The organism is Marinimicrobium sp. C2-29, assembly GCF_038419845.1.
Taxonomy (GTDB): Bacteria; Pseudomonadota; Gammaproteobacteria; order Pseudomonadales; family Cellvibrionaceae; genus Marinimicrobium.
Genome location: NZ_JBCAQT010000015.1, coordinates 106,138 through 123,534 on the forward strand (window position 1 = coordinate 106,138; position 17,397 = coordinate 123,534).

General features: G+C 58.2%; 15 protein-coding genes and 1 pseudogene. 15 read left to right on the top strand and 1 reads right to left on the bottom strand.

The annotated features are described in order from the left end of the window. The 4 genes from AAE484_RS14845 to AAE484_RS14860 all read left to right on the top strand — a co-directional run bounded on the left by AAE484_RS14845 (position 1) and on the right by AAE484_RS14860 (position 8,270). Entirely contained in the window at positions 1 to 6,120 is a 6,120-nt protein-coding gene (locus AAE484_RS14845) for a hybrid sensor histidine kinase/response regulator (RefSeq protein WP_341939205.1), read from the top strand. A gap of 2 nt (positions 6,121 to 6,122) precedes the next feature. Beyond that, on the top strand, positions 6,123 to 7,088 hold the full coding sequence (locus tag AAE484_RS14850) for a chemotaxis protein CheB (RefSeq protein ID WP_341939206.1): 966 nt from the start codon (positions 6,123 to 6,125) through the stop codon (positions 7,086 to 7,088). After that, positions 7,066 to 7,554, top strand: a complete 489-nt coding sequence (locus AAE484_RS14855; protein ID WP_341939207.1) for a chemotaxis protein CheW — start codon at positions 7,066 to 7,068, stop codon at positions 7,552 to 7,554. Before AAE484_RS14850 ends, AAE484_RS14855 begins: the two co-directional genes overlap by 23 nt. Positions 7,555 to 7,670: 116 nt before the next feature. Continuing rightward, complete coding sequence (locus AAE484_RS14860; RefSeq protein ID WP_341939208.1) at positions 7,671 to 8,270, top strand: hypothetical protein; 600 nt, start codon at positions 7,671 to 7,673, stop codon at positions 8,268 to 8,270. Positions 8,271 to 8,280: 10 nt separating this feature from the next. On the opposite strand, the gene AAE484_RS14865 is transcribed toward AAE484_RS14860, so the two are convergent. After that, on the bottom strand, positions 8,281 to 9,006 hold the full coding sequence (locus tag AAE484_RS14865; protein WP_341939209.1) for a 16S rRNA (uracil(1498)-N(3))-methyltransferase: 726 nt from the start codon (positions 9,004 to 9,006) through the stop codon (positions 8,281 to 8,283). 126 nt (positions 9,007 to 9,132) lie between these two features. Here AAE484_RS14865 and hisB point away from each other — a divergent pair, with 126 nt between their 5' ends. The 11 genes and pseudogenes from hisB (at position 9,133) to AAE484_RS14915 (ending at position 17,070) form a co-directional block, all read left to right on the top strand. Further along, positions 9,133 to 9,726 (top strand): imidazoleglycerol-phosphate dehydratase HisB, encoded by a 594-nt coding sequence (gene hisB, locus AAE484_RS14870; protein ID WP_341939210.1) that lies wholly within the window; start codon positions 9,133 to 9,135, stop codon positions 9,724 to 9,726. Positions 9,727 to 9,737: 11 nt separating this feature from the next. Further along, positions 9,738 to 10,388, top strand: coding sequence for an imidazole glycerol phosphate synthase subunit HisH (gene hisH, locus AAE484_RS14875; protein ID WP_341939211.1), 651 nt, complete (start codon positions 9,738 to 9,740; stop codon positions 10,386 to 10,388). Between the two features lie 137 nt (positions 10,389 to 10,525). Beyond that, complete coding sequence (gene hisA, locus AAE484_RS14880) at positions 10,526 to 11,263, top strand: 1-(5-phosphoribosyl)-5-[(5-phosphoribosylamino)methylideneamino]imidazole-4-carboxamide isomerase (RefSeq protein WP_341939212.1); 738 nt, start codon at positions 10,526 to 10,528, stop codon at positions 11,261 to 11,263. Between the two features lie 205 nt (positions 11,264 to 11,468). Continuing rightward, the gene (hisF, locus tag AAE484_RS14885; protein WP_341939213.1) at positions 11,469 to 12,239 is read left to right on the top strand and encodes an imidazole glycerol phosphate synthase subunit HisF; all 771 of its coding nucleotides are present in this window, start codon (positions 11,469 to 11,471) and stop codon (positions 12,237 to 12,239) included. Positions 12,240 to 12,311: 72 nt separating this feature from the next. Beyond that, positions 12,312 to 12,722 (top strand): NIPSNAP family protein, encoded by a 411-nt coding sequence (locus tag AAE484_RS14890; RefSeq protein ID WP_341939214.1) that lies wholly within the window; start codon positions 12,312 to 12,314, stop codon positions 12,720 to 12,722. A 316-nt stretch (positions 12,723 to 13,038) separates the two neighbouring features. Beyond that, positions 13,039 to 13,425 (top strand): hypothetical protein, encoded by a 387-nt coding sequence (locus tag AAE484_RS14895; RefSeq protein ID WP_341939215.1) that lies wholly within the window; start codon positions 13,039 to 13,041, stop codon positions 13,423 to 13,425. 102 nt (positions 13,426 to 13,527) lie between these two features. Continuing rightward, positions 13,528 to 14,775, top strand: a complete 1,248-nt coding sequence (locus AAE484_RS14900; protein ID WP_341939216.1) for a hypothetical protein — start codon at positions 13,528 to 13,530, stop codon at positions 14,773 to 14,775. Positions 14,776 to 14,880: 105 nt separating this feature from the next. Further along, a pseudogene (locus AAE484_RS17490) lies at positions 14,881 to 14,955 on the top strand (SEC-C metal-binding domain-containing protein); the annotation flags it as partial. 108 nt (positions 14,956 to 15,063) lie between these two features. Beyond that, complete coding sequence (locus AAE484_RS14905) at positions 15,064 to 15,645, top strand: hypothetical protein (protein WP_341939217.1); 582 nt, start codon at positions 15,064 to 15,066, stop codon at positions 15,643 to 15,645. 122 nt (positions 15,646 to 15,767) lie between these two features. Continuing rightward, positions 15,768 to 16,268, top strand: a complete 501-nt coding sequence (locus AAE484_RS14910; protein ID WP_341939218.1) for a rod shape-determining protein MreB — start codon at positions 15,768 to 15,770, stop codon at positions 16,266 to 16,268. A gap of 490 nt (positions 16,269 to 16,758) precedes the next feature. Next, on the top strand, positions 16,759 to 17,070 hold the full coding sequence (locus AAE484_RS14915) for a hypothetical protein (RefSeq protein ID WP_341939219.1): 312 nt from the start codon (positions 16,759 to 16,761) through the stop codon (positions 17,068 to 17,070). Positions 17,071 to 17,397 lie beyond the last annotated feature (327 nt).

Below are 17,397 nucleotides of genomic sequence, written 5' to 3' on the forward strand. Positions count from 1 at the left end.
ATGTCAGACAGCCGTAATTTTGCTGCCCTTGACTGGGTTGTCCACGAAATCATCGACACCTTGAAAGAGGCGCGCGACGCGCTCGAGGCGTTCGTCGAAAACCCCAAAGACGAGGCGCGTCTGCGCTTCTGCCTGACCCATATTCACCAGGTGCACGGTAGCCTGCAGATGGTGGAGTTTTACGGGGCGGCCATGATGGCCGAGGAAATGGAAGCGCTTGCCCAGGACATGATCAAGGACTCCGTGGCCAACACCCAGGAGGCCCAGGAAGTGTTGATGCGGGCCATCCTGCAATTTCCGGTCTACCTGGAGAAAGTCAAAAATACCCGGCGCGATAACCCGATTATTGTTCTGCCGCTGCTCAATGACCTGCGCGCGGTGCGCGGTGAAAGCCTGCTTACCGAAACCAAACTGTTCAGCCCCTACCTGGCGCCGGCCCACCGGGTGGAAGGTGAGCGTCTGGCGATGCTGGGCAACGAGTCCCAGTTCAAAGACACGGTGCGCAAACTGCGGCAGATGTACCAGTACGCCGCCGCCGGTTTCATCCGTGGCGTCAACCCGGATGAAAACCTGGCCTACCTCAAAAAAGTGTTTGAGCGGATGCACAAGCTCACACGCGGCACCGCGCGGCAGCCCCTGTGGCACATCTGTCTGGCACTGGCCGAAGCGCTGGAAATGGATGCCATCGAATCCAGTGTGTCGATTAAAAATCTCTTACGTCAGTTGGACCGAGAGCTCAAAGAGCTGGTGGTGCACGGCATCAAAGCGCTGGACAGTTACACCGACGATCAGCTGATCAAAAACCTGCTCTACTACGTGGCACGCTCGGGCAAACACACCCCCGGCTTCGCCAGCGACTCACACTTGCAGCGGGTGTACGAGCGCTATGAGCTGGAGCGGGCTTTGCCCGAGGGGCGCGAGAGTGACGAGGAAGGCAGCGAAGCCCAGGACATGCTCTCGGCGCCCGACGCCGAGGCCATGAATTCGGTGGTGACCGCGCTCAAAGGCGAGCTCGATGCCGTCAAACGGGCTCTGGATGTCTCGCTGTCTGACATGGACCGCCAGCAGGCGCTGGAAGAAGCGCTGCCGGTGATCAAGCGCGTGGCCGACACCATGGCCGTGCTTGGCATTGGGGATCTGCGCAAACAGGTTCTCGAGCAGGGCGCCGCACTGGAGCTGGTGGTCAACGCCGAGCGCGAGATGGACGACGACGAACTGATGGCGCTCGCGGGTAAAGTGCTGGATATCGAGAACCGTCTGGATACCCTCGCCGCCACGGCCGGGCGCAGCGGCGATGCCCAGCACGACCCGGTGGATCTGAATCTGAGCCGGGCACAGGAGTCGGTCCTGCGCGAATCCCGCAGTGGGCTCGAGCAGGCCAAAGACGCCATCGTCGAATACATCGCCTCCCAGTGGGACCGCTCGCACCTGCATTCGGTCCCCGCCACCTTGCGGGAAATTCGCGGCGGGCTGGATATTATCCCCCTGGCCCGTCCGGGCCGCATTATTGGCGCCTGCGCCCGCTATATTGAAGAACAGCTGCTGGAAAGTGACGCTACCCCCGAGTGGTCGCGGCTCGACACCCTGGCCGATGCCATCACCAGCGTTGAATATTATCTGGAGCGCTTCAACAGTGAGCACGCCGAGGAGAACGAGCTGTTGCTCGGCGTTGCCGAAGACAGCGTGTCCCAGTTGGGGTATGCGGTGGCCAAAACACCGCGGCCCGATACTCTGAAAGCGGCGGCTGACGCCGCGAAAGCCGAAGCTCCGTCCACCGACAAGGACGATGAAGAGAGCATTCTGCTCAGTGCCGCCTACGAGTCGGCTTTTGCAGAAGCCGAACCCCGGGACAGTGAGACCCTGTTTGATGAAGCATCGGCAACCGATCACGCCGATACCGACGCCCTGCCTACGGCCGATGTCGAGGAGACCGATACACCGGAGGCCGAAGCGCAAGAAGCCTTTGGACAGGAGAGCGGGTATGAAGGGGTAGATGATCAGGCTCCGGTCGCGGACGCGCCCGACGAGGAAGACTACTCCGTTGAAAGCCTGGCGGCGGAAGTGGCAGCGGCTGACGCCGAGGACACCACCGACGCCACTGAGCCGGATTCAACTCCAGACTCAGAAGCCGAGTCAGAGCCTGCGGCGGAATCCGGACAGGACGACGAAGACGAAATCGATGAAGAAATTCTGGAGATCTTTGTCGAAGAGGCCGGTGAAGTCAGCGAAGCCATTGACGAATACTTCCCGCGCTGGGCGCAGAACTTCGCCGACCAGGAATCCCTTACCGAATTCAGGCGCGCCTTTCACACCCTGAAGGGTAGCGGCCGCATGGTGGGGGCCACCGACATCGGCGAGCTGGCCTGGTCGATTGAGAACATGCTCAACCGTGTCATTGACGGCACCGTGGAACCGGGTCGGGACCATGTGGCGGTGATTGAAAAAGTCCGCGGCCTTTTGCCCGACATGATCGAAGCCTTCCGCACCCAGCAGCCCAACCCCCACCTCGAGTTGGCGGAAGCCTACGCCGCCTACGCCACGGCCCTGGCAAAAGGCGAAGCGCCGGGTCCGCTTCCGGGCGAAGACCAGAGCCCTGAAACCGAGCTCGCCGAGAGCGCTTCGGCGACCGACCCTTACAGCGAATTACTCGATGGCGATCAGCACGCTGAATCGAAAGACCGGGAAGAGGTCAGCACCGACAGCGATGAAGACGACCGCGACGGGCAGTTGTGGGAAATTTTCGGGGTGGAAGCCCTGACCCACCTGCAGGTGGTGGACCAGTACATTCGCGACATGGAGGAGGCCGCGCCACTGTTCACCCCTCCGAGCGATGCCACCCAGCGGGCCCTGCACACGCTCAAGGGCAGCGCGCACATGGCGAACATCACGCCCATTGCCGAACTGGCGACCCCCCTGGAGCGCTTCGTCAAAGAGCTGCGTACCTACCAGGTCGATATCAACGAAGATATTCTGCAGTTGTTGCGCGATGCGGTGGACTACACCACCCATGCCCTGGTGGATATTGAGCAGGGCCAGGACGTGGAAATTCCCCGCCTCGGACAGTTCCTCGCCCGGGTGAATGAGCTGCGCGAAATATTTGTGGCACCGCTCGCCCGCCAACAGGAGGCGGAGTCGAAAGGTCAGAAAGCCATCGACCCCGAGCTGCTCGCCATCTTCATGGCCGAGGAAATGAACCTGCTGCTGGACGCCGACGAGATTCTCGAACGCTGGCGCCAACAGCCCGATGACCTCACGCCACTGCAGCCATTGCAGACCGAGCTCGCCACCCTGACCAACGGCGCCCGTCATGCCAACCTGCCTCCCATGGCGGAGCTGGGTGACAAACTTCAACAAGTCTACAGCGGCATCATGGCCGGCCAGCTGACCGACCAGGACGCGCTGTGCAAGACCCTGACCGACGCGCACATGGCGCTGCTGGATCTGGTGGACGCGGTCGCCGTCGGGCAGAGCCTGGAACCGGCCCCCGCCGCCGTGCAGGAGCCGCTCGATCAACTGCTCGCCCAGCTGACCGCAGTGCCCTCAGCGGATGAAGAGCCCTCAGCTGAAGAAGAGCCCTCAGCGGACAAAGAGCCCGTAGCGGAAGAAGAGCACCCGCCTGCCGCGACCGAACCGCCCGCTGCGAGTGAGTCACCGACCGACGCCTTTGCTGGCGCCACCGAGCCCTTCGGCGCGGCGGAAGATGAAGACGATGTCGACGAAGAAATTGTCGAAATCTTCTTGGAGGAGGCGGAAGATCTGATGGAAGACATCGATCGCGCCCTCAATGACTGGCAGGACGACTGGAGCAACCCCGAATACCCGGAAGATCTGAAGCGCTCACTGCACACGCTCAAAGGCGGCGCCCGACTCTCGGGCATTACCGACGTGGGCGACCTGGCGCACGACTTTGAGGCCCTCCTGATCGGGATGAGCGAGCGCGACACCATCGACCGCGCCTTCTTCCAGCGGCTGACGGACTATCAGGACAAAATTCATACCGGTGTGGCTCGCGTCCAGAAACAGATGGCAGGCGAAGCCCCCGAGCCCGGCGCACCCACGCCGCCGGCCGAGCCGGCCTCCGCCACCCCGCCGCCCTCGGCGAGTCAGGGCTCCATGCAGACGCCGCGCGGTGAAGCCAATGTGGTGCCCTTCGCGCCCAAAGCCAAGCCCGGCACGGCGGCCACGACCGCTCCCGCGCCTCCGCCCGGCGGCGGGTCCGTCAGTGCCACGGGTGGCGGTGGTGGCGGCGCCCAGGTCCAGCACTTGGCCGCGCGCCGCTCGGGCCCGCAGGAAGTGGTGCGGGTCTCGGCCGAACTGCTCGAAGAGCTGGTCAACCTGGCCGGTGAAACCTCCATTGCCCGCGGCCGGATTGAAGAACAGGTGGGTGACCTGGGGATGGCCATCGACGAGATGGACTCCACCATTGTCCGCCTGCAGGAACAGCTGCGCCGGCTGGATATCGAGACCGAGGCCCAGGTGCTGTTCCGGCAGGAACAGATGGAAGCCCACGAGGAATTCGACCCTCTGGAGATGGACCGCTACTCCCAGTTGCAGCAGCTGTCCCGCTCCCTGATGGAGTCCGCCTCGGATCTGCTGGATCTGAAAAACACCCTCTCGGACAAAAACCGCGATACCGAAACCCTGTTGCTGCAACAGTCGCGCATCAACACCGACCTGCAGGAAGGGCTGATGCGTTCGCGCATGGTGCCCTTCTCGCGCCTGGTCCCGCGCCTGCGGCGCATCGTGCGCCAGGCGGCCACCGAACTGGGTAAAGAAGTCGACTTCGAGCTGGATAACGTCGAGGGCGAACTGGACCGCTCGGTACTGGAGCGCATGGTCGCGCCGCTGGAGCATATGCTGCGCAACGCCGTGGACCACGGCATCGAGCCGGCCGATGAGCGCGAGCAGCTGGGCAAGCCCCGGGCTGGTCGTATCATGCTCAGCCTGGCGCGCGAAGGCGGTGAGGTGATGCTGCGCCTGGTGGACGACGGTCGCGGCATCAATCTCGAGCGGGTCCGGGCCAAGGCGGTCGAACGTGGCCTCATGACCGAAGACGCGCAATTGAGCGATCGGGACATCATGCAGTTCATCCTCCACGCCGGCTTCAGTACCGCCGACAAGGTCACCCAGATTTCCGGGCGCGGCGTGGGTATGGACGTGGTGCACTCCGAGATCAAACAGCTCGGCGGCGCCATGTTCATCAACTCCGATGCAGGCAAAGGTTCTGAATTCATTGTCCGGCTGCCCTTTACCGTGTCGGTCAACCGCGCCCTGATGATCCAGATCCGCGACGATTACTACGCGATTCCCCTCAACACCATTGAGGGCATCGTGCGGGTCAGTCCCTTCGAGCTGGAGCACTACTACCAGGACGAAGACGCCCGCTTCGAATACGCCGGGGAGCAATATCAGGTCCGCTACCTGGGCTCCATGCTCGACAGCGAAGCCCGCCCGAAACTCGACAGCCAGTCCCTGCCGCTGCCGGTGGTACTGGTGCGCAGCGCGGAGAATACCGTGGCCGTGCAGGTGGACCGACTGCTGGGCAGCAGTGAGATCGTGGTAAAAACCCTCGGGGTCCAGTTCAGTGCGGTGAGCGGCGTTTCCGGTGCCACCGTCATGGGTGATGGCAGCGTGGTGGTGATTCTCGACCCGCACGCCCTCATCCGCGAAAAACTGGCGCTGGGCATGCCCTCGGCGACGCTGCTCGAGCCGGTCATGCGCGATTCGCAGCGCGATGCCTCCAACGAGAAAACCGTGATGGTGGTGGACGACTCGGTGACCGTGCGCAAGGTGACCGGTCGCTTCCTGGAGCGCGAAGGTTATCGCGTGATCACCGCCAAAGACGGGGCGGAGGCGCTGCTGACGCTGCAGGATCACATTCCCGACGTCATGCTGCTGGATATCGAAATGCCGCGTATGGATGGCTTTGAAGTGGCCAGTAACATGCGCAGCAGCACCCGCTTGCAGGATATTCCGATCATCATGATCACCTCGCGTACCGGTGAAAAGCACCGGGAGCGCGCGTTCAATATCGGTGTGGACAAGTACATGGGCAAGCCCTACCAGGAAGAGTTGTTGCTCAATAATATCCGCGAGCTACTGGAAAAAGTGCAGGCCTGACGGTGGCCAGCCTGCGGATCGGACTGCTGGTCGACACCCCGCTCAAGCGTCAGTATCTGACGCTCAGTGTGCGCGAGGCCGGCCACCAACTGGTGGTGAATCAGCTGGTTTCCGATGCGACCGAGCCCCCATTGGAAGGCGTGGATGCCTGGCTGGTGGACACGTCGCTCTCGCCCGAGGGTGAGGCACCCGCGGTGGTGGACACCCTGCTCGAGCAGGTGCGGGTGCCACTGATTGTCAGTGACAGCAGCGATTATCGCCCCGGCAGTGACGAACATACCGCCTGGCTGAAGCGCACCCTGATGAAGCTCCGCCAGCTGGCCGGCGACATCAACCTGCAGACCGTGCCGCGGGCGTCGCGGCTCTGGGTGCTGGCTGCGTCCACGGGTGGGCCGGCGGCGGTCAAAACGTTTCTGTCACAACTGCCACCCGCGCTGGGTGTGGCATTTGTGTATGTGCAACATATCGACGCCAACTACACTGGCACGCTGGTCAAAATGATGAGCCAGAGTCCTTATCCGGCGGTGCTGGCGAGTGCCGGTGCGGTTCTGCAGGCCGACCGGCTGATGATTGTCAGCGCCGGTGAGCGGGTCGATATTCTGGAAAACGGGACCCTGGGCGTGCCTGGGAAGCCCTGGAGTGGCCCCTACGCGCCCTCGGTGGACGAGCTGGTCGCCAACGCCGCCCGGGTTTACGCCGATAAGCTCGGCCTGATCGTCTTTACCGGCATGGGCGAGGACGGTGCCTGTGCGGCGCGCCTGGTGCGCCGGCAGGGCGGGCAGGTCTGGGCGCAGACCCCGGACAGTTGCACCAGCTCGTCCATGCCCGATTCCGCCCTGGCCACTGGCTGTGTCAGTGTCACGGGCACTCCCAGTCAATTGGCCGAGCAGCTGGCACGCCATTGCCGCGCATCGGCTCCGAACACCATTGAGGAAAGGCAAACCCATGAACACCCCGCAGCCCACTGAAACCGCCGACGTTCGGGAAGTCTCGAGTCTGCTGATTCCCGTCCGGGATCAGCTGTTGCTGGTGCCCAACGTCTCCGTGGCGGAAATCGTGCCCATTGGCGAGATTGAAACTGTCCCCGGAGCGCCCGACTGGTATCTGGGCGATTACCGGTGGCGCGACCTGACCATTCCCCTGGCCTCCTTTGAGACGCTCAACGGCAGTTCGCGGCCGGTGCCGGGCGAAGATGCCCGCGTTGCGGTATTCAATACCACCGGGGTGAGCGATCACATCCACTTTCTGGCCCTGCTGGTGCAGGGTCTGCCGCGCCTGGCGCGGGTCACCCAGGAAGAATTGCAGGTGCGAGACGACCAGGAGGTGGGCCCCTGCGAGCTGATGCACGTGAGCTGGGCAGGGGAGGACGCGGTCATCCCCGATGTGCCCGGCATTGAGCAGCGGGTTCTGGAATACCTCAAAACCCGCGTCTGAACCTTTACCTGGCCCGGGCGGTCTCACAGACACGCCCGGGGGCGCTTTATCCCGGTCGTACCGTCTCACCTGACCCCTGGCCCGGCAACACCTGATACCTGGAAGGACCTTGAACCATGGCACGTTTCATTTTTACCGGCACGCTTAGCCTCCTGACCTTGAGCACGCTCTTGGTCGCCTGCGGTGGCGAGCGCGAGGAACCCTTTGATCCGCCCGAAGAGCCGGAAGAATTTCGCGAGCGGGTCAACTCGTTCGTGGTGTACGACAATGTCATCAGAGATCAGAGCCGGCCAGAGACCGATACCGACGGCAAGCGTCTGGAGGTCATGGACGATTCGGAAGACTACGATACGCTGCTCAACGCCTATCTCATCCCGGGTGACTTTGTGAATGAGCCGAATTTTGACGAGGGACAGGTCGTGTTATACGACGGTGGCTGGATCGATGAAAGCGGCTGTGAACAACAGCTGGATCTGCGCCGGATCGAAGCGCACTACATTACCGAAGAGGAAGATCTGGTCGAGGTGACTGTGACTCATCGGCGCATAGAGGCCGATGAGGATGCCGTCTGTAATGAAGCGGTACTCTATCGCCCCTTCGAGTTTCACTACGTTGAAAGCCGCGCAGACATCGTGATTGTCGAGCAGGTGCAGGGCCTTTCTGAGGGCAGTGGCGGCAGCAGTAGCTCGTCGTCCAGTAGTTCCAGCGCCAATTGAGCCGGTAAGGCTACCAGTCTCCCCATAAATACTGGGCGAGGCTGACCGCCGCCACCGGCGCGGTTTCGGTGCGCAGCACCCGGGGCCCCAGGGTCAGGGGCTCGCAGCCGGCCGCCCGGGCCTGCTCAATCTCCTCGTCCGAGAGTCCACCCTCCGGTCCCACCAGCAGCGACACCTGGGTGAGCGCTTCCTCCGCGGGCAGCCCTTTGCTGTCGCGGTGGTGCAGAACAAACCGGCGCCCGGCCGGGGCATTGTCCAACCAGCTTCCAAGTGTGGCCGGATCAGCCAGTGAAGGCAGGCGATTGCGCTGGCACTGCTCGCAGGCGCTCACGATCACCTGGCGCCAGTGGCTCAGCTTCTTCTCCAGGCGCTCGCCCTTGAGTTTGACCTCGGTGCGCTCGGTAAACAGTGGGGTGATACGCGACACGCCCAGCTCCGTGGCCTTCTGCAGCACCCAATCCATCCGGTCGCCGCGCGACACGCCGATGGCCAACTCCAGATCCAGAGGCGACTCCCGGTCCTGCGGATCGAAGTCCGTCAGCTCCAGCGTCACCGCCTTTTTTTCGACCGAAACAATGCGCCCCAGATGTTCCCCGCCCTGGCCATTGAACACCAACACCTCGCGTCCGGCGGTCATGCGCAGCACCTTCCCCAGATGCCGGGACGGCGCCTCTTCCAGCGCCACCGTCTGGCCTTCGGCCAGCGGCTGATCGGTGAATATCCGTGGCACGCGCATAGAGCTCTCCTCAGGCAAAAGCCCTATGTTACTTTTGTCCCGCCTGCGCCACCAGCCATGGCACCCAAGGGGCGACTGGCGGTATAATCGCGGTTTTCCGTTCCGTCCCGGTTTCTGGAGACCTCAATGGCCAATCGCCGAGCGCAAGTCAATCGCAACACCCTGGAAACAAAAATCAGCGTCAGTCTCGATCTGGACGGTGAGGGCAAGGGCGTCTTCGATACCGGAGTGCCCTTTCTCGAGCACATGATGGACCAGATCGCCCGCCACGGCATGATCGATCTGGACATCACCTGCGACGGCGACACCCATATCGACGACCACCACACGGTGGAAGACATTGGCATTACTCTGGGTCAGGCCGTGGCCAAGGCCGTGGGCGACAAAAAAGGCATCCGTCGCTATGGCCACGCCTACGTCCCCCTGGATGAGGCGCTGTCGCGCGTGGTGATCGACTTCTCCGGTCGCCCCGGGCTGATGATGGACATCCCCTTTACCCAGAAGCGCATTGGCGCCTTTGATACCGAGCTGTTCTCGGAGTTTTTCCACGGCTTTGTCAATCACGCCGATGTCACCCTGCACATCGACAACCTGCGCGGGCACAACGCCCACCACCAGATCGAGACCGTCTTCAAGGCCTTTGGTCGGGCCCTGCGCATGGCGCTGGAAATGGACCCCCGCATGGCGGGCGTGATGCCCTCCACCAAGGGTAGCCTGTAAACGGAGCCGTTATGAGCCAGCAAACAGTCGCCGTGATCGATTACGGCATGGGCAACCTGCACTCAGTGGCGAGCGCCCTCAGTCATGTGGCGCCGGAGGCGAACGTCCAGATTACCAGCGACCCGGAAGTCGTCAGCGCCGCCGATCGGGTGCTGTTTCCGGGCGTGGGCGCGATTCGTGACTGCATGGCCGAAATCCGCCGCCTCAAGTTTGACCAGCTATTGCGCGAGCAGGTGGCCTCGGGCAAGCCCGTCCTGGGTGTGTGCGTGGGTATGCAGGCGCTCATGGACGCCAGCGAAGAGAACGATGGCGTCGAGTGCATCGGCCTGCTGCCGGGACGTGTGCGGTTTTTCGGTCACGACCTGAAAGACGAGGCGGGCCACAAGCTCAAGGTCCCCCACATGGGCTGGAACCAGGTGCATCATAACGATCACCCGCTCTGGGCCGGCATCGAGCAGGACAGCCGCTTCTACTTCGTGCACAGCTTCTACGTCGAAGCCGGCGACCCGGAACAGGTGGCGGGTACCTGCGAATACGGCAAAACCTTCACCGCCGCCCTGAGCAAAGGCAACCTGTTCGCCGCCCAGTTTCACCCGGAAAAAAGCCACACCGCCGGCCTGCAACTGCTGCGCAACTTCGTCGCCTGGAACGGCAAGCCGTGACGGCTGGGGGAAATGGCGGATGCGCTTACAGCTTATCCGCCCTACATTGACCTCGAGCCACCCGTAGGGCGGATAAGCTGTAAGCGCATCCGCCACAAACCCACTAAAACCGAACAACCCAACTGGACCCAAACGCAATGCTGATCATCCCCGCCATTGATTTAAAAGACGGCCAATGCGTACGCCTGCGCCAGGGCCTGATGGACGACTCTACCGTCTTCTCCGACGATCCGGTCGCCATGGCCAAACGCTGGGTCGACGCCGGCTGCCGTCGACTGCACCTGGTGGACCTGAACGGTGCCTTTGAAGGCAAACCGGTCAACGGCGAAGTCGTGACTGCCATCGCCAGGGCCTATCCCGACCTCCCCATCCAGATTGGCGGCGGCATCCGCAGCGCCGAGACCATCGAACACTACCTCCAGGCCGGCGTCCAATATGTCATCATCGGCACCAAGGCGGTCAAGGAGCCCGATTTTGTCACCGACATGTGTCAGCGCTTTCCCGGCCACATCATCGTCGGCCTGGACGCCAAAAACGGCCTGGTCGCCACCGACGGCTGGGCGGAAGTGTCCGAAGTCAAAGCCACCGACCTGGCCAAGCGCTTTGAGAAAGACGGCGTCAGCGCTATCGTCTACACGGATATCGCACGCGACGGCATGATGCAGGGCGTCAATGTCGAGCAGACCCTGGCCATGGCCAACGCCTCCAGCATCCCGGTCATCGCCTCGGGCGGCATCACCAACATGGACGACATCAAAGCCCTGAGCAAAGTCTCGGACCAGGGCATCGTCGGCGCCATCACCGGCCGGGCCATCTACGAAGGCTCCCTGGACGTCGCCGAAGCCCAAACCTGGTGCGACTCAACAACGAACTAACACCCAAACTCGACGTGGGGCGGGTCGGTCCGATGTTTCGAAGCCCAAGCCGCATCCACCACAACTTTCCGTAGGGCGGATAAGCTGTAAGCGCATCCGCCACAACCAAACGTAGGGCAGGCAAGCTCCGCGCCACCTACCCCAACTTCCCGTAGGGCGGATAAGCCTAAGGCGCATCCGCCGCAACCGACACAGCAGGTACCCCATGCCCCTAGCCAAACGCATCATCCCCTGCCTCGACGTCGACAACGGCCGTGTCGTCAAAGGCGTCCAGTTCGTCGACATCCGCGACGCCGGCGACCCGGTGGAAGTGGCCAAACGCTACAACGAAGAGGGCGCCGACGAAGTCACCTTCCTGGACATCACCGCCAGCCACCAGGGCCGGGACACCACCGTACACACCGTCGAGCGCATGGCCGCCGAAGTGTTCATCCCGCTGACCGTGGGTGGGGGCATCCGCAAAATTGAAGACATCCGCCGCATGCTCAACGCCGGCGCCGACAAAGTGGGCATCAACTCCGCTGCGGTGGCCAACCCCGACTTCGTCAAAGCGGCCGCCGACCGCTTCGGCGCCCAGTGCATCGTGGTCGCCATCGACGCCAAACAGGTCAGCGCCGAAGGCGAACCCCCGCGCTGGGAAATCTTCACCCACGGCGGACGCAAACCCACCGGCATCGACGCCATCGAATGGGCCGAGCGCATGGCCACCAACGGCGCCGGTGAAATCCTGCTCACCAGCATGGACCGCGACGGCACCAAAAGTGGCTTCGACCTGGGCCTGACCCGCGCCATCAGCGACGCCGTGCCCGTCCCGGTCATCGCCTCCGGGGGCGTGGGCAACCTCCAGCACCTGGTTGACGGTGTCCAGGAAGGCGGCGCCGACGCCGTGCTTGCCGCCAGCATCTTCCACTTCGGGGAGTACACCATCCCCCAGGCTAAAGCCTACATGCGCGAGCGGGGCATCGAGGTCCGATAGCCCGAGTGGCTTTCAGCGCAGTTTTCGTGTTTTACTCACCAGTACCGAGATGCAACCAGAGGAATAACAACAATGACCATCAAAACCATCATCCGGACCCTGTCGGCCTGCCTGCTGTTCTCCGTGGGCATCACCGCGCAAGCGGAATCCGACACCGTCTTCGAGCTCAGAACCTATACCACCCACGAAGGCCGGCTGCCCGCTCTGCACGAGCGGTTCGAGAAGCACACCACCGGCTTTTTTGAAAAACACGGGATGCGCAACGTCGGCTACTGGGTGCCCACTGATCCGGACAAGTCAGGCAACACGCTCATCTACATCCTGGAGCATGAGAGCCGGGAAGCGGCCGCCGAAAGCTGGGAGGCATTTGGCAACGACCCGGGCTGGCAAGAAGTGTACAAAAAATCCCGGGAAGACGGCCCCATCGTCAAACACATCGACTCTGTCTACATGACCGCAACAGCGTATTCGGCCATTCAGTAACGCGCCCCGGAACCCGCTTTCAGGCGGCCATTCGGCTGCCTGAAAAACCAACAATCCATACAGTGTATTGGCAGCCGTGCCAAAATAATGCACACTAATCCTCAGCGGCTTGCTCGTTCTTATCCGGAGCATAAGAAAATAAATAACAAAATCAAAGCGTTACAAAAACAGCGAGAAGATTAACACGCACCACCCGGGAACAGAACGCGCATGCGCGTTTACGAGCCTAGACAGACAGGACGTTTGCTATGAAATTCTTTCCAAATCAACGCACTAGCGACTCCTCTTCGAGCGAATGCTCGGAGAGATATTACGCATGCGCGATATAAAGATGTTATGTGTGTTATCAGCTATGACAAAGAATGAAGCAATAGCGAAGATAGAAAATTCCATTGCGGAGGGGTCGCAATTGATCACCCCTGCGGGGAAAACATATGAAGATCACCTTGCAGCTGTCTCCAAGAAACTTTTTGACCACGTAATTGAACCAATGCCTGCTTTGGTTACATCAACATGCGTCGCCGGTGAGGATTATGAGAAATACAAGAATTCGAGCGTCTTGGCTATTGCACAGATGGGGAGCAGTTGGTTGCTTACGCTGGAGTTCGAGAATGAGTTTGCCCTCGGTTTCGGTGAATCACCGAAGGACATTATGATGCATGGGTTCTCGTCACCGGACGCTATAGGTGAGTGGTGTGTTTAGCAAACACATAACCAAGTGCATCAGTTCGCGCCCGGTCGGGCGCCGGACGCTCGCAAGCTCGCGCCGCTGTGCACGGCGTTATAAATCAATGGGATTGAATCGATGAGTTTGACTCACTTTGTAAAGAGACTTACTGATTTAGGTTGCAATGTCGAGGTTGTCGATGACGGTATCAGCCTAGAGGTAGGTGAAGCTGTCACCTTCATTCGAATCGACGATGAATGGAAAGACGCGATAGAAAGGTTTTACAAAGCAAGGCAATACAAATTTGATTCCGAACGTCGAATACTTACATCGAATAAATCTGCTGAGTTTCTGGTCGTCAGGCTAGACCCAGGCTTTTTCTACAAGGTCGAGCATGAATTCTCAGGTGCTAAAGAGAACACCGTGTTGATCACTCAAGCAAGCAAAGAGTACCTTTTATCTTATTTTGAATCCGACCGTTACGAACGACTTTTTGAAAGAATTAAAGATCGCATCGCGCGAAGATACTACAGAAGAAACCCAGTTCAAGGGGGCCGGACTCGCCAGGTGCGAATGTTTATTGAAGATCTATTTTTTCGTTTTCATACAGCTACATATACCGTTAAAAGAAAACCTCGAAACAAGACAATCGACGAAGTTGCTATAGAACCAGTCAAGGCATGCCTGTTTTCTCTGGCGCATAAGAAGGATGAAAGCTGGGAGCTGAGTCACGAAATCAAGTCAAAAGGATTGATCTATCCAAAATCAGATGACGAAGACGGTGAGGAAGGCCTAGTAATACCGCGCGCATCTTATCAAGATTCGGTCGTGACATATTATAAGGTAGCGAAAAGTAGCCAATTCCCAAGCCAAGCATTTTTATCCTATTACCACATACTTGAGTTCTACTTTCTTAGGGTTTCGGATGAGGAACTGTTCAGTGCAGTGAGTGCTCAGTTGAACGATCCTGATTTTAAATGCAGCTATAAAAATGTAACAAAACTGCTTGCTGCAATAAAACGAAACGATAACACGTCAAGTGAAAAGGAAATGCTTTTTAGTGTGCTCAAAAAGTATGTGTCTGAGCAAGAATTTATCGAATTTGTCACCGACTTCGAAGATGGGCTGGGAGAGAAGATCTATACTAAATCCAAGGAAACAATATTTGGAGAAAGGTTCCCGTTTAAGCTTGAAAAGGGGCATGCAATTAATAATGCATCCACTGTTATAAAGCATATTAGAAATGCCCTTGTTCATTCTAGCGATAAGTACAATCGGGAGGATTGCTTTCTTCCTTTGTCCGAGTCTGAAGATGTTGTTGTAAAATATATACCTATAGTCAAATTCCTTGCGGAAAAGGTTATTTTTGCGACAGCTTCAACATGATTGATAACCAGTGCAGGCACGGCGACGCCCATTACATTGCGCCTTCGGCTCCACTCCATGGGCGCGCATGCTGCAGGTGTTAGCAGGTACTAATCAGGTCGCTTAATGGCATTCAAAAACTCTGATAGAAACAAGCCATGCAAATGTGGAAGCGGCAAAAAATATAAGAAATGCTGCCTCGCACGCGACAAGTCGTGGCAACGTTTCTTAGTCAAAATGAAAAGGAAGGAAGTACCATTTCGGACGAAAATAAGTGACCCAGAGGGTACGGGTCTAGGTGTTGAAGTCATGCCTGACTATACACCAGGCGAGGATGTTGAGTTCAAGCCGACCATCGAATTGAAAACAGGCACTGTGCAGGGAGGTGAGGGAGTACCATCAGAGGTGACTCTCAGCGTCCCGCAAAAAGGACCGCGGATCGCATCAGTTGATGCGAAGGGCAGTGCGTCTGCATCAGCATCGGAAGGAGGTGGCGCCTTCACCGCTAAGATAAAAAATGCGAAGAAGCTCAAAGCGAAAAGCAGAAAAGGTCTATTCGCCATAGCGCGTATAGGAAATCAGCGCGACACGGGGTTGTGCTTTTTTGATGTGATTTTTGGATTGGCTGGTGAAAGCGAGACTAAGAAGGCGGATACGGGAAAGGATCGGCCTCATATTGCAGTGTATCCCTCGGGGAATGGCAAGTTCTTTAGGCTAGCAGAATACAAATGCAACATTGTCAGCCGTATGAACTTCGATCTCGATCAACAGTTAATTGTGCCAACAGGATTGGAAGTTGAGTGCCAACTGACGGGCGAGGTACTTCTTCTCGAGTTCTCCATCGATCAATCTGAACGGGCTTGTTATCTCGACCAAATTAGTTTTAGTTGAATGGGCAGCTGGACAGTGGTTCTGTGCGCGGAGACAAGATCTGCTAACAAGTGGGTGAAGCTGACGGTACTACGCTGCGCTCCGCACCGGCAGCTTACCCAAGGCGTTAGCTGTAAATTGAAATGAGTATATTAAAATACATTCAGTCATTGTTTTCTACCGATCTGTACATACAGGTATGGGGAGATAGACTTAAGATTTCCGCCATAGGTTCTAATAAAGTCTACGACGAAGAGCCGTTGATGGCCCTTAAGGACGATAAAAAAGGGCGGCCTATTGTGGTCCAAATCGGCAATAAGGTGAGGAATCTTAGCTCCATTGAGAGTGATTGTATCGTGAACCCGTTTAAGCATCCCAGGCTGCTTGTCCACGATTTCCTGGTCGCTGAGAAAATTGTCATGCACGGAGTGAAGGAGCTACATGGAGTAAAGTGGCTTGCCCCTTCCCCAAGAATCATTTTTCAGCCCATGGAAAAGTTGGAGGGCGGGGTTACTGGAATCGAAGAGCGATTATATCGTGAGCTTTGTATCGGCGCCGGGGCTAGGGAGGTTCTTCTGTACTATGGGGCTGCGCTTTCCATCTACAACCTAGACTATGATAAATTCAAACGCGAGCACAGCTAACAAACGCAGTCTGTCGGAACGCCTTTTGGTACCTTCGTCACTACAAGTCGTCCGCAGTTGCAGGCGTTAAATCTGATCATGAATCAAAAGTATTTTGCGTTATACACAAGCATATTTATATTGCTCGTCTTATTGCTTCAGGTCTTAGGCCTAGATGTTGGTGGTGGTCTTGCGGAGGACACGTTTGAAAAACCACCAGGGAAGTACATTTTTGGACCGTTGATTATCATATCAATAGTCCCTGTTTTCTTGCATATCGCAGGAATGCTTGGAAGTATGGTAAGAAGCCAGAAATGGGGCTGGCTTGTTTTGTCAATTTTCGTTTTGTTCGCAGCTACGATACCGTACTATTTCATAGTATACCGCCATCAGAGTGATATTTAACAAACTTTTGCAGTACATTCCGGCACCTGTGGTGCCACCATCGGACAGCCTAGATGCGGCTTCGCCGCAGGCTGCCGCTGAACAAGGGCGTTAAAAGGCATTGCAGATGATCGATGAGGATCACTATATTGAATGTTGCGAACACGGCAAGCAGCAGGCGACGTATGTTTGCCAGCATGTGGTGCAAAGTCTACGAGATGGTGAGCCGCGAGGATTCTGGTCTTCGGAAGAGAGCCCAGAAAACCCCCGCCCGGATTCTTGGTGTTCGGCCTGCGAAGATGTCGTCAATCGCGTAGGGGACTGGAATGATGAATCCGAAGCGTTTGCTGGTGTAAAGCTGCTGTGTGGCGCTTGCTACGATAAAGCCAAGAAAATAAACTCGGTTAACCGGAAGCGGTGGTGGCAATTCTGGAAGTAAAGCCTATTAACAAGCCAAGGCAGTCGGAGATATTTTGCCTCGCTGCGCTCAAGACGCAAAATATGCTCCTGCTTGGGGGCGTTAAATGTAGAAGGTCTATAGATGCTCTTGCTCACTGGATATCTTTTAATAATTTCTAGTATTGGCACGATGATAGCCTTAGTCTTGGGGTTTCATCCTCAGTTATGGTCTATAGCAGAGCTTGTCACACTGAACGTGGTCTCCCTTATTGGAGGGGGTGCCATGGTTGGTTTTGGCACCATTTGAAGTGGTCTAATGATTCCGGACACCATTTAAGGTGGTATTCTACCACCCTAGAAGAGGTGT